This is a genomic window from Rhizobium sp. WYCCWR 11146 (genome assembly GCF_013591995.1).
Taxonomy (GTDB): Bacteria; Pseudomonadota; Alphaproteobacteria; order Rhizobiales; family Rhizobiaceae; genus Rhizobium; species Rhizobium indicum.
Window position 1 is genome coordinate 123,765 of the sequence record NZ_JACCEY010000009.1, and the last position, 12,161, is coordinate 135,925.

A 12,161-nucleotide genomic window follows, 5' to 3' on the forward strand; every position below is an offset into this window, starting at 1 on the left:
GGCTTACTTGCCCTCGCTCTTTTCTGCCTGGCTGGCACGGTCGCGCAAACGCTCGCCCCTCTCACCTGCGCGCTCCTGCACGCCGATGCGTTCGGCAAGCCGGTCGAGCGTGCGTCGCATTGCCTTGGCCTCGTCCTGCTGTGCCTCGATCCAGTCGCGCAGCATCTGCTGCTCGTTGCGCATGTTCTTGACGAGACCCTGAATGCCTTCGGCAAGGCTCGCCATGGCAGCGACGGAGCGCTGGCTGCCGGCGCCGCCCTCTTCCGAGACCTTGCGCAGATAATCGGAGAGCGCGCGCATGTCGTCCGACGAAGCGCCGGAAACGGCGTCGAGAGCTGGGGCAAGATGATCGGAGCCGACATCCGTGACCGAGGAGAGCCAGTTTTCCAGCTCCATATAGAAGCGGTTTTGCGCGCGGCCGGCCTGCAGGTCGAGGAAGCCGAGAATGAGCGAACCGGAAAGGCCGAGCAGCGAGGAGGAGAAGGCCTGGCCCATGCCCGAAAGCGGCGTGGAAAGCCCTTCCTTCAGCGCCGAGAGCACGTCCCCGGTGCCGTTCGAGCCGGCATCGAGCGACTGGATGACAATGCTGATCGAACCGATCGTGCCGATGAGGCCCCAGAATGTGCCGAGCAGGCCGAGGAAGACCAAGAGGCCGATCAGGTAGCGCGAAACGTCGCGCGATTCGTCGAGGCGGCTGGCAATCGAATCGAGGATCGAGCGTAGCGCCGTCGTCGACAGCGACACTGCGGACTTGCGGCTGCCGAGCAGCGCCCGCATTGGCGCAAGCAGCCGCGGATTGCGGTTGACCTTGTCGACGCTGCCGGCGGCGCGGAACGAATTGAACCAGCGCACCTCGGGGCGAAGCGCCAGTACATGGTTGAAAACAAGGATGATTCCGACCGCGAGAACGCCGACGATCAGGCCGTTGAGGCCCGGATTGTGCATGAAGGCGGTCTGCGTCTGGCGGAAGAGGATGGCGGCGATAAAACCGACGATGACGAGGAAAAGCAGCATCGTCCAGAGGAAGGGCATGGGGCTCGAAAGCCTGTTGGCATAAATGCCCGCCGTCTTTTCGGTGGAGCCGATCTCCGCCACATTCACATTTTCCATAGGTTACGCAGCCTCCGGATTCCCTGCTGGCGGAGACTAGAACAACATTGTGCCGAATTGAAGTATGCCGGGGAGAAAACCGTGACTTTACAACAGCCAGATTTTCGTTCGGTCACTTGGCGGGAACCGGCCGCTTGACGACTTCGATCAGCGCCTTGTGGATAATCTCGTTGCCGGCGACGATCGTGCCGCTCTCGAGCATCGTTGCGCCACCGTCCCAGTCGGTGGCGAAACCGCCAGCTTCGCGGATGAGCAGGATGCCAGCCGCCATATCCCAGGGCGCAAGCTCCGCTTCCCAGAAACCGTCGAAACGCCCGGCCGCGACATAGGCAAGATCAAGCGTCGGCGAGCCCAGGCGCCGGATGCCTGCCACTTCGCCCATCACGTGGCGAAGCTCGACCAGGAACTTGCCGTGATTGCGCTTGCCGAGCGCCGGCACGCCACAGCCGATGACGCAATCCGACAGTGCCCGGCGCGCAGCGACGCGCAGGCGCCGGTCGTTGAGAAAGGCGCCGCCGCCACGCTCGGCGGTATAGAGTTCGTCGGTCGCCGGATTGAAGACGACGGCGGCAACGATCTCGCCATTGCGTTCGAGCGCGATCGAGACAGCGAAGGCTGGGATGCCGTGCAAAAAGTTCGTCGTGCCGTCGAGCGGGTCGACGATCCAGCGATGCGCGCCGTCGGTGCCCCTGATTTCCTCGCTTTCCTCGCCGAGGAAGCCATAGGTCGGACGCGCCTTGAGCAGCTCTTCCCTGACGATCTTTTCGGCCTTGCGGTCGGCGGTGGAAACGAAATCGCCCGGTCCCTTCACGGAAACCTGCAGGTTCTGCACTTCGCCGAAATCACGTCCCAGCGACTTTCCTGCCTTGAGGGCAGCCTGAACCATGACATTGAGAAGAGCTGAACGGGCCATCGGCGCATTTTTCCTTGGGACTGATACGTGGCGCGCGCGCTGCCAGGGGCGGGAAGTGTCCCTGAACATGCATGACAGGCAGCGCTGCGAAGATTGGCGGCCTCAAGACCACAAAATCAGGGAAATTTCAAGGGGAGGCGCGCATGGCTGCCCTGCGGTGCCAGAAACCATTAATTTTATTCTGGACAGATCAGTCCAATAAGAGTAGAAGCCTCGTCATGGCACGACACAAGGAATTCGATCGCGACACCGCCCTTCATGCCGCCATCGGCGTATTTTCCGAGCACGGCTATGAAGGCACCTCGACCGAGGAATTGCTGACGGCGATGAAGATCAGCCGGCAAAGCATGTACGACACCTTCGGCGACAAGCGCGGCCTCTATCTGGAAGCGCTGAAGCGCTACAATGTGGAGAGCATCGACAACATCATCGCCGATCTTCGCCGCGAAGGCCGGCCGATCGAGGCGCTGGAAGGCGCTCTTGTCGCCTTCGCCTCGCGTCCCGCTGCCGAAGCGCGGCGCGGCTGCCTCGGTGTCAGCGCCATCTGTGAATTCGGCCGCACCGATGCCGAGGTCGCAGCTCTTACCGACAGCGCCGGCCACGCGCTTCACGCGGCGATCAAGAGCCTTCTCGCGGAGGCTCGCAGGACCGGAGATCTCGCAACAGATATCGATATCGCCGACGCCATTCCGTTTCTCGGCGCTGCCCTGTCGGGCATGAAAGTCAGCGCCCGAAACGGCGCCCCACCCGCGACGCTACGCGGTATCGCACGCATGGCAATCAGAAGCCTCCGCTGACGAAGGGACAACTCCGAACCGGCCTTTCCATGCACAATTCTAGACTGATCTATCCAAAAACAAAGGAAACCTGCATGTCTCAACCCCTTTCCACCAAGATCGCCCTCGTTACCGGCGGCTCACGCGGCATCGGTGCCGCCATCGTCCGAAGGCTCGCCGCTGATGGCGCCGCCGTTGCCTTCACCTATTCCAGCTCCGAGCACAAGGCGAAGGCGATCGTCGCCGAGTTGGAGGCTGCTGGCGGTAGGGCGCTGGCGATCCGGGCCGACAGTGCCGATACGAAAGCCGTACAGGATGCCGTCGCGCTGACAACTGGGACCTTTGGCGGTCTCGACATTCTCGTCAGCAATGCCGGGATTCTCATCCTCAACCCGCTCGACGACTATTCGCTCGAAGATTTCGACCGGATGTTCGCCGTTAATGTCCGCGCTGCCTTCGTCGGCATCCAGGCAGCGGCAAGACATATGAAGGAAGGCGGCCGCATCATCACCATCGGCAGCGTCACCGCCGATCGCAGCGGCTTTCCGACCTCCGCAGTCTACAGCATGACGAAGGGCGCGATCGCCTCGATGACCCGCGGCCTCGCCCGCGATCTCGGCCCACGCGGCATCACCGTCAACAACATCCAGCCCGGCCCGACGGCGACCGACATGAACCCCAATGAGGACGATCATGAGCGCCTCAAGCCGCTGATGGCGCTTGGCCGCCTGGGTGAGGACCGCGAGATCGCCGGTCTCGCCGCCTATCTCGCCAGTGCCGAGGCCGCCTTCGTCACCGGCACCAGCCTGACGATCGACGGCGGTTATCTCGCCTGAATACAGAACTTGCACGGCTATGATCAAAAGCCGGCGGCATCGTGCGATACCGCCGGCTTCAGCCGGTTCCCTTGAAACCGACTTAAAACTTCTGTTGTGTCATCAGCACTTCGCGAGCGATCTGATCGAGCGGCAGAATACGGTCGACGCCGCCTTTGGCGATCGCCTCCTTCGGCATGCCGAAAACAACGGAACTCGCCTCGTCCTGCGCCACTGTGTAGGCGCCGGCCTGATGCATTTCCAGCATGCCGCGCGCGCCGTCGTCGCCCATGCCGGTCATGATGATCCCCATGGCGTTCGAGCCGGCCGAGCGCGCCGCCGAGCGGAAGAGCACGTCGACGGAAGGCCGGTGTCGCGACACCAGCGGCCCGGTCTTGACGCTCACATAGTAGCGCGCACCCTGGCGTTCGAGCAGCATGTGTTTGTCGCCTGGCGCGATCAGCACATGGCCGCGCAGCACCGGATCGCCATCGACGGCTTCCTTGACCTCGACCTCGCAGAGCCCGTTCAGCCGCTTGGCGAAGGCGGCAGTAAATTTTTCCGGCATATGCTGGACGATCACCATGCCAGGTGCATTGGCCGGCAGTTCCTCCAGGAACTCGCGCAGCGCTTCGGTGCCGCCGGTGGAGGCGCCGACGCAGACGACCATCTCCGTCGTCTTAGCCATGGCCCGCCCCGTCGGTGGCGGCAGCATCACATCCGCGGTCAGCTTCTTGGCCGGCCCCTCCGCCGAAGCCGGGCGAATGGTTCCGGCGGCGCGGCGCACGTTGGAAAGCCGTGCATGCGAGGCGCTCTTGACGACTTCGCGAATACGCATCGCATCGTCGGCAAGGCTGTCGGCCGCTCCGATCTTCGATTTCAAAATGACGTCGACGGCGCCGGCCTCCAGCGCCTGGAGCAGCGTTTCCGAACCCGCTTCCGTCAGCGACGAGCACATCACGACGGGGATCGGCCGTTGCGACATCAGCTTGCGCAGGAAGGTGATGCCATCCATGCGCGGCATCTCGACGTCGAGCGTGATGACATCGGGGATCTCCTCCTGGAGCTTCCGCGCCGCCATGAAAGGGTCGGATGCGACCGCCATGATCTCGATATCGGGATCCTGCTCCAGCACATGGGTCAGCGTCTGGCGGATGCTGGCGGAATCGTCGATGATGAGAACGCGGATTTTCTTAGCCATGAATACCCCTAATGCATGCCGTCCAGAAGTGCGCAGCGGTTTTGGGATGACGCGATGCGCTTTAGATACGCTGAAACACCGTATTCGAGACCTGCTTCAACGGCAGATCGAAGCCGGTGATCGATTCGGAGTGACCGATAAACATGTAGCCGCCCTTCGCCAGGCAGTCACAGAGGCGGTTGAGAACACCGGCCTGAGTCTGCTTGTCGAAGTAGATTAGCACGTTGCGGCAGAAGATGACGTGCATCGGTTCGCCGATCGCGTATTTCTCGTCCATCAGGTTCATGCGGGCAAAACCGATCTTGCTACGCAATCTCGGCGTGATGCGCACCTCCCGCCGACCCGGCTGCTTGGCCGTCAGCACGTATTTGCGCTGCAGGTCGCGCGGCACGGGTGCGATCAAATCTTCCGGATAGATGCCACGGCGCGCCGTCTGCAGCACGTCGGTGGAAAGGTCGGTCGCCAGCACGCTGTAGGAAACGTCGTTGCGGCCTTCGGCGAATTCTGCCAGCACCATAGCCATCGTGTAGGGTTCCGCCCCCGTCGAGCAGGCCGAACTCCAGGTACGGATGGTCCGCACGCCGCTGTTGGCGATCGCCGGCAACGCCACGCTCTGCAGATAGTCGAAATGCTTGGCTTCGCGGAAGAAGTCGGTCTTATTCGTCGTCACGACGTCGATCAGGTAGACGGTTTCCTGGGCGAGGCCATCCTCATTGAACAGGAAGTCGCAATAATCGTCGAAGGTCGAATGGTTGGTTGCGCGAAGGCGGCGCCTCAACCGCCCTTCGAGCATCGTCAGCTTGGTCGGCGGCATCTTGATGCCGCTATAATCGTAGATGAACCGGGCAAGCTTGTCGAAATTGCGCTTGCTGATCCGGTCGCCCGGCAATTGGGTTTCCACCGCTGCTGCCATACCCATAGAACGCACTACTCCAGGTTGATACGCGGTCAGGCCGCTGATTGCAGTGCCGAGGCGTCCTCGCGCGACAGCAACCGTGCAAGATCGATGATGACGACGAAGCCGTTTTCACGGCGAACGACGCCGGCGATATAGTCCGAGCGCCAGCGCACGCCGATATCGGGCGCCGCCTCGATCTGCTCGCGACGGAACGGTGTGACCTCGAAGACGCGGTCGGCGACGAGGCCGAGGGTCAGAAGCCGGCTTTCCATCGGCACGTCGAGCACGAGCACCCGCGTGTGCGGCGTCGGCACGGTTTTCGTCATGCCGAGCTTCAAACGAAGATCGATCGTCGGCACGCCCTGCCCGCGCACATCGCGCAGGCCGAGCAGATAGTCAGGACCATTCGGAATCTTGAAAGCTTCCGCATAGTCGAGGATTTCCCGTACGACCTCAACCGGCACGGCGAAAATCTCGTCGCCGAGGCTGAAGGTCACGAATTGCGCTTCCAGAGATGTCGTGGCCATGATCATGCGCTTTCCTTGAACTCGGCGTCCCCACTATCGGGACCACCCATCGAGAGATCGAGAGCGAAGCCTTTCGCCCGAGCCTGCTGGCCGGCAACGCTGTTGGCAGCCGGCTTCTTGGACATGGGCTTGCGGCCGGCGGCGGAAGCCGGGCTGCGGACCGTGACCTTGGCGGCCGGCACGCGATGCTGGCGATTGCTTGCCGTATCGACTTTAAAGAAGGCGATCGACGTCTGCAGTTCTTCCGCTTGGGTCGCGAGCTCTTCCGATGTCGCAGACATCTGCTCGGAAGCACCGGCATTCTGCTGCGTCACCTTGTCGAGCTGCTGGATCGCTTCATTGATCTGCGAGGCGCCGATATCCTGCTCGCGGCAGGCGGCACTGATCTCGGAAACCAGTTCCGCCGTCTTGCGGATATCGGGCACCAGCCGGCCGAGCATGTCGCCGGCTTCCTGAGCGGCCTTGACCGTATCGCCCGACATAGAGCTGATTTCGGCGGCGGCCGACTGGCTGCGTTCGGCAAGCTTGCGCACTTCCGAGGCGACGACCGCAAAACCCTTGCCGTGTTCCCCCGCACGCGCGGCTTCGACGGCAGCGTTCAAAGCCAGCAGATCGGTCTGGCGGGCGATTTCCTGGACGATGCCGATCTTCTGGGCAATCGTGCGCATGGCGTCGACAGCACGCGTCACCGCTTCACCGCTCATCTCCGCGTCCTTGGCCGACTGGCGGGCGATCTTTTCGGTCTGGGCGGCGTTATCGGCGTTCTGCTTGATGTTGGCGGCCATCTCTTCCATCGAGGCGGAAGCCTCTTCGGCCGACGCGGCCTGTTCAGTTGCGCCCTGCGACACCTGCTCGGAGCTAGAGGAGAGTTCCTGGCTGCCGGCCGAGACATTTTCTGCGGCAGCGGCCGCGTCGGAGACAACCCCGCGCAGGCGCTCGACCATCTGCTCGAGCGCAATGCCCAACGCATCCTTGTCGGAGAGCGGCTTCGGAGACACCGTCAGGTCGCCGTTTGCGATCTGATTGGCGATCTCCGCGGTGTTGCGAAGATTTTCCGTCATAACGTTGATCGTGTTCACGAGATCCTTGATCTCGTCGTTGCTCCTGATCTCGACCTTCTGGTTCAGGTCACCGATGGCGACGGCGCTGGCAACGTTCATGATCTTGCGCAGGCCGCTGTTGACGCCGAGCGCGATCCATAGCGCAGCAGCGAACGCGATGACGGAAGCGCCGACAGCGATACCGATGAGCATGTTCTTCGTCGAACTATAAAGAATGTCGGTGTCGTCATCGGCTTGCGTCATCGACTTCTGCTGAAGTGCGACGAGCGTCTCGAAAACCTCTTCCAGTTCCACGACGAGGACGCGGACCTCTCCCGACGAAAGCGCCGCGGCCCCTGCCCTGTCGCCGCTTTCCTGGATGGAGGCGACCTTGTTGGAGCTCTCATTGAAGCGTTTGGCAAGCTCAACCAGCCTGTTCCAAGTGGGTTTGCCCTCGGTGGTTGCGAGCTGTTGGCCGCCCGTGGCGAAGGCCACCATTTCATCCAGGCTCTTCGCCGAGTTCTGGTAGTCCTTCCTGGCCACTTCGGGATCCATTTCCAGAAGGGCATTCTTCTGCCAGCGAACGGCATTAAGCTCGGCAGTCTTTGCCTCCAGAGCCAGTTCCAGCCTTTTTGCAGGACCTGAAACAAGGTTGCCGACAGCATCGTTCAGGGAACTGAGGCTGATGATTCCATAGACCGCGCTGCCTACCAGCAACAGTATGACAAAGCCGAATGCGGCTGCGAGCTTAAGTTTGATCGTAATACGCATCTCAATATACCTCTCCGAGAGCGAAGCAATAAAATGGGGTCCAGGCGCGCGCGGCATCATGCAGCAAAGAAATTCGAGTAGGCAAAGACATGCCACGGAAGGAAATTGGCGGACTTCCGTGCCGGCACGCGAGCGCCGGAGTGTGCGTCGTGGGCCAGGCTGGCTGGCCCACGACAGTTGCGAACGGGGGAGCGCTATGCGCTTTCCCCAGGGGAGCGCTATGCGCTCTCCCTAAACTCGTCATCGGCCGTGTCGGGACCGCCCATCGACATATCGAGGGCAAACCCCTTGGCGCGGGCCTGCTGGCCGGCGACCGTATTGGCCGGCGCCTTGCTGGCCGGCTTGCGCGGTGTGGCCGGAGCCCGGCTGCGGACGGTGAGTTTTGCAGCCGGCGTGCGATCGCGGCCCCCGCCCGCCATGTCAACCCTGAAGAAGGCGATCGAGGTCTGCAGTTCCTCGGCCTGGGAAGCGAGCTCCTCGGAGGTCGCCGACATCTGCTCGGAGGCACCGGCATTCTGCTGAGTCACCTTGTCGAGCTGCTGGATTGCCTCGTTGATCTGGGCAGCCCCGATATCCTGTTCGCGGCAGGCAGCACTGATCTCGGAGACCAGTTCCGCCGTCTTGCGGATGTCGGGCACCAGACGGCCGAGCATATCGCCGGCTTCCTGGGCGGCCGTCACGGTATCGCTCGACATCGCGCTGATTTCGGCGGCAGCCGACTGGCTGCGTTCGGCAAGCTTGCGCACCTCCGAGGCGACGACTGCAAAACCCTTACCGTGTTCACCCGCACGAGCGGCTTCGACGGCGGCATTGAGGGCGAGCAGATCGGTCTGGCGGGCGATTTCCTGGACGATGCCGATCTTCTGGGCGATCGTGCGCATGGCATCGACGGCACGGGAGACGGCCTCGCCGCTGGCTTCAGCATCCTTGGCCGACTGACGGGCGATCTTTTCCGTTTGCGCCGCGTTGTCAGCGTTCTGCTTGATATTGGAAGCCATCTCTTCCATCGAGGCGGAAGCCTCTTCGGCCGAAGCCGCCTGTTCGGTGGCGCCCTGCGAGACCTGCTCGGAGCTTGCCGAGAGTTCCTGGCTGCCGGAAGAGACGTTCTCGGCGGCGGAGATCGCGTCGGCGACGACGCCGCGCAGACGTTCGACCATCTGCTCCAGGGCGAGGCCCAGCGCATCCTTGTCGGAGAGCGGCTTCGGAGACACCGTCAGGTCGCCGTTTGCGATCTGATCGGCGATGCCGGCGGTGGTCCGCAGGTTGGAGATCATGCTCTGCATCGCGATGCCGAGCGTATCCTTGTCCGAAAGCGGCTTGGCATCGGTACTGAGGTCGCCCATAGCGATCTGATCGGCGAGTGCTGCCGTGGCGCGCAGGTTGGCAGTCATGGTGTTGACCGTGTTGATGAGATCCTTGATCTCGTCATTGGTCTTGACGTCGACCTTCTGGTTGAGGTCGCCGATTGCGACGGCGTTTACGACGGTCGTAATCTTCCGCAGACCGTTGTTGATGCCGAGCGTGATCCACAGTGCAGCGCCGAGAGCGATGAGCACGGCGATACCGGAAGCGGTGCCGAGGATCAGCTTGGTCGAATTGTAAAGATCGGTGTTCGACTGATCGGTCGCCTTCATGCCCTTGCGCTGGATCTCGATGAGTGCGGCAATCGCGTCACCCATGTCGTTGGTCATCGTGCGCAGGTCGCCGAGCGACAGCGCCAGTGCACCGGCTTGATCGCCCCTGGCGTCAAGCTGCTGCAGTTCGGCGGATCTGTCGCGGAATTTTGCACCGATCGTCTGCAGCTTTTCCCAATAGGGCTTGCCTTCGGGCGAAGCGATGGCGTGGCCGGCATCGACGGCATCGAACATCGCCTGCAAGTTCTGGTCGGCCTCCTTGTAGAAACCGGCAGCGGCGTCGGGTTCGGTGGAAAGCAGCGCGTTCTTCTGAGCGCGGATGGCGTTGACTTCGGCAACATTGGCGTTCAGCGCCAGTTCCAGGCGGCGCATCGGGCCGTCGATCATATTGCCGCTTGCATCGTTCAAGGTGCCGAGGCTCAGGCTTCCATAAACCGCGATGCCGATCAGCAGCAGCGTCATGATGCCGAAGGCAAGACCCAATTTGAGCTTGATGGTGAAACGCATGTGAGACCCCCTGTTTGCGGTCAAAACGAATGGATAGAGACACGTCCCATCGGTGGGGCGTCGAGCGTGAAAGTGATGTGTCTGAAAAGGGGGAAAGCGACTACATTCACTTCCCGGCAGCCGGACATCTATCGATCGCAGCGCCAACGCCTACATGCGTTGGGGGATATCCCGCCTCGGGCCACCGGAGCAGCCCGAGGGATCACATGGCGAAAGCGTTCAGGCGCTTTTGCCAGGGGAGCGCCTATGCGCTCTCCCTAAAGTCGTCGTCGCCGGCGTCTGGACCGCCCATCGACATATCGAGAGCAAAGCCCTTGAGACGCTGCTGCTGCGCCGAAACCGTCTGGCCACGGCCCTGGCCGTTGGCCTGCGGGGCGGGTTTGCGGACAGCAGCCGGGGTCTTGATCACCTTGGTCGAAGCTTTTGGCTGGGCCTTGTAGGCGCCGGTCCGTGCGCTGCCTGCCGTATCGACCTTGAAGAAGGCGATCGAGGTCTGCAGCTCCTCGGCCTGGGAGGCGAGCTCCTCGGAGGTCGCCGACATCTGCTCGGAAGCGCCGGCATTCTGCTGCGTCACTTTGTCGAGCTGCTGGATCGCTTCGTTGATCTGCGAGGCGCCGATATCCTGTTCGCGGCAGGCCGCACTGATCTCGGAGACAAGTTCCGCCGTCTTGCGGATGTCGGGCACCAGCCGGCCAAGCATGTCGCCGGCATCGGCGGCAGCCTTGACTGTGTCGCTCGACATCGAGCTGATTTCGGCAGCGGCCGACTGGCTGCGTTCGGCAAGCTTGCGCACCTCCGAGGCGACGACCGCAAAACCCTTGCCGTGTTCCCCCGCACGAGCGGCTTCGACGGCAGCGTTCAGAGCCAGCAGATCGGTCTGGCGGGCGATCTCCTGGACGATGCCAATCTTCTGGGCAATCGTGCGCATGGCGTCGACAGCACGCGTCACCGCTTCTCCGCTCATCTCCGCGTCCTTGGCCGACTGGCGGGCGATCTTTTCGGTCTGGGCGGCGTTATCGGCGTTCTGCTTGATGTTGGCGGCCATCTGCTCCATCGAGGCGGAAGCCTCTTCGGCGGACGCGGCCTGTTCAGTTGCGCCCTGCGATACCTGTTCCGAGCTTGCCGAAAGCTGCTGGCTGCCGGAAGAGACGTTGTCGGCGGCCGACAGTGCGTCGGCGACGACGCCGCGCAGGCGTTCGATCATCGTATTGACGTTGCCCAGAAGTTCGCCGATTTCGTCATGGCTGGTGATATCGGCCATCTTGGTCAGATCGCCTTCCGACACTTCGCGCACCACGCTGTTGGCACGGCCGAGGCCCTTGCTGATCGTGCTGGCGATCCAGAACGCGGTAAAGGCAGCAATCAGCAGGGCAACGGCGGCGACCGCAACCATCATTGTGCGCGTCGTCGTGTACTGCGCTTCGGCGCCGTCGTCGGCAGCCTTCATACGCTGCTTTTCAAGTGCCAGGATTTCGCTGAGCGTCGAGTCGATGTCGTTGGCAGCGACCCGCGCCGTCGTGACGGAAACGGCATTTGCGCCTTCGGCATTGCCGGCCTTCATATATTCCCGGATCTGATCGTCGGCTGCCGTGAAGCTCTTGGAAAGTTCGGCGATGCGCGCCCAGCGCGCCTTGCCTTCTTCCGTGGCCAGCTCCAACACCTGGTTGAAGGCGTCGGTGAAGTCCTTGCGGGCCTGATTGCCCTTCGCGATTGCGCCAGCCGTCTCGTCTGCGCTGCGGGCAGTGAGCAGGTTCTTCTGCTGGCGGATCTCCTCGAGCTGGGCAATGTTGATCTGCTGCGCCAGATCGAGCCGGGCTGCCGGGCCGGCGAGAAGCTTATCGATCGTGTCATTCAGCGATCCAAGGCTGAAGATACCGTAAGCGGCGGTGCCTACGAGCATCAGAATGATGAAGGTGAACGCGGTCACCAGTTTCGTCTTGATTGTCAGTCGCATAGTCCCCAAACCCCT

The 12,161-nt window shown here is 62.3% G+C and carries 10 protein-coding genes; 2 read left to right on the forward strand and 8 right to left on the reverse strand.

The genetic code is table 11. From position 1 onward, the window contains the following. Positions 1–3 precede the first annotated feature (3 nt). Both HX899_RS04940 and HX899_RS04945 read right to left on the reverse strand, forming a co-directional pair. A complete protein-coding gene (locus HX899_RS04940; RefSeq protein WP_138333405.1) occupies positions 4–1,110 on the reverse strand; it encodes a flagellar motor protein MotA in 1,107 nt (368 codons plus the stop codon). A 112-nt stretch (positions 1,111–1,222) separates the two neighbouring features. Beyond that, a complete protein-coding gene (locus HX899_RS04945) occupies positions 1,223–2,023 on the reverse strand; it encodes an inositol monophosphatase family protein (RefSeq protein WP_138333404.1) in 801 nt (266 codons plus the stop codon). Positions 2,024–2,241: 218 nt separating this feature from the next. Here HX899_RS04945 and HX899_RS04950 point away from each other — a divergent pair, with 218 nt between their 5' ends. Then, complete coding sequence (locus tag HX899_RS04950; RefSeq protein ID WP_181291762.1) at positions 2,242–2,820, forward strand: TetR/AcrR family transcriptional regulator; 579 nt, start codon at positions 2,242–2,244, stop codon at positions 2,818–2,820. Between the two features lie 74 nt (positions 2,821–2,894). Next, positions 2,895–3,635, forward strand: coding sequence for a 3-oxoacyl-ACP reductase family protein (locus tag HX899_RS04955; RefSeq protein ID WP_181291763.1), 741 nt, complete (start codon positions 2,895–2,897; stop codon positions 3,633–3,635). 82 nt (positions 3,636–3,717) lie between these two features. On the opposite strand, the gene HX899_RS04960 is transcribed toward HX899_RS04955, so the two are convergent. The 6 genes from HX899_RS04960 to HX899_RS04985 all read right to left on the reverse strand — a co-directional run bounded on the left by HX899_RS04960 (position 3,718) and on the right by HX899_RS04985 (position 12,146). Further along, positions 3,718–4,815: a chemotaxis response regulator protein-glutamate methylesterase gene (locus HX899_RS04960; RefSeq protein WP_138333401.1), complete on the reverse strand. Its 1,098-nt coding sequence runs from the start codon at positions 4,813–4,815 to the stop codon at positions 3,718–3,720. A 61-nt stretch (positions 4,816–4,876) separates the two neighbouring features. Beyond that, positions 4,877–5,734, reverse strand: coding sequence for a protein-glutamate O-methyltransferase CheR (locus HX899_RS04965; protein WP_180196172.1), 858 nt, complete (start codon positions 5,732–5,734; stop codon positions 4,877–4,879). Positions 5,735–5,763: 29 nt separating this feature from the next. Further along, a complete protein-coding gene (locus HX899_RS04970) occupies positions 5,764–6,246 on the reverse strand; it encodes a chemotaxis protein CheW (protein ID WP_003542818.1) in 483 nt (160 codons plus the stop codon). Further along, positions 6,243–8,051: a methyl-accepting chemotaxis protein gene (locus HX899_RS04975; protein WP_181291764.1), complete on the reverse strand. Its 1,809-nt coding sequence runs from the start codon at positions 8,049–8,051 to the stop codon at positions 6,243–6,245. Before HX899_RS04975 ends, HX899_RS04970 begins: the two co-directional genes overlap by 4 nt. A 218-nt stretch (positions 8,052–8,269) precedes the next feature. Continuing rightward, entirely contained in the window at positions 8,270–10,192 is a 1,923-nt protein-coding gene (locus tag HX899_RS04980; RefSeq protein ID WP_181291765.1) for a methyl-accepting chemotaxis protein, read from the reverse strand. A gap of 244 nt (positions 10,193–10,436) precedes the next feature. Then, complete coding sequence (locus HX899_RS04985) at positions 10,437–12,146, reverse strand: methyl-accepting chemotaxis protein (RefSeq protein WP_138333397.1); 1,710 nt, start codon at positions 12,144–12,146, stop codon at positions 10,437–10,439. Positions 12,147–12,161 lie beyond the last annotated feature (15 nt).

Coding starts and splice junctions, on each gene's coding strand:
- HX899_RS04940 (WP_138333405.1), bottom strand. CDS start 1,110: ATGGAAAATGTGAATGTGGCGGAGATCGGCTCCACCGAAAAGACGGCG.
- HX899_RS04945 (WP_138333404.1), bottom strand. CDS start 2,023: ATGGCCCGTTCAGCTCTTCTCAATGTCATGGTTCAGGCTGCCCTCAAG.
- HX899_RS04950 (WP_181291762.1), top strand. CDS start 2,242: ATGGCACGACACAAGGAATTCGATCGCGACACCGCCCTTCATGCCGCC.
- HX899_RS04955 (WP_181291763.1), top strand. CDS start 2,895: ATGTCTCAACCCCTTTCCACCAAGATCGCCCTCGTTACCGGCGGCTCA.
- HX899_RS04960 (WP_138333401.1), bottom strand. CDS start 4,815: ATGGCTAAGAAAATCCGCGTTCTCATCATCGACGATTCCGCCAGCATC.
- HX899_RS04965 (WP_180196172.1), bottom strand. CDS start 5,734: ATGGGTATGGCAGCAGCGGTGGAAACCCAATTGCCGGGCGACCGGATC.
- HX899_RS04970 (WP_003542818.1), bottom strand. CDS start 6,246: ATGATCATGGCCACGACATCTCTGGAAGCGCAATTCGTGACCTTCAGC.
- HX899_RS04975 (WP_181291764.1), bottom strand. CDS start 8,051: ATGCGTATTACGATCAAACTTAAGCTCGCAGCCGCATTCGGCTTTGTC.
- HX899_RS04980 (WP_181291765.1), bottom strand. CDS start 10,192: ATGCGTTTCACCATCAAGCTCAAATTGGGTCTTGCCTTCGGCATCATG.
- HX899_RS04985 (WP_138333397.1), bottom strand. CDS start 12,146: ATGCGACTGACAATCAAGACGAAACTGGTGACCGCGTTCACCTTCATC.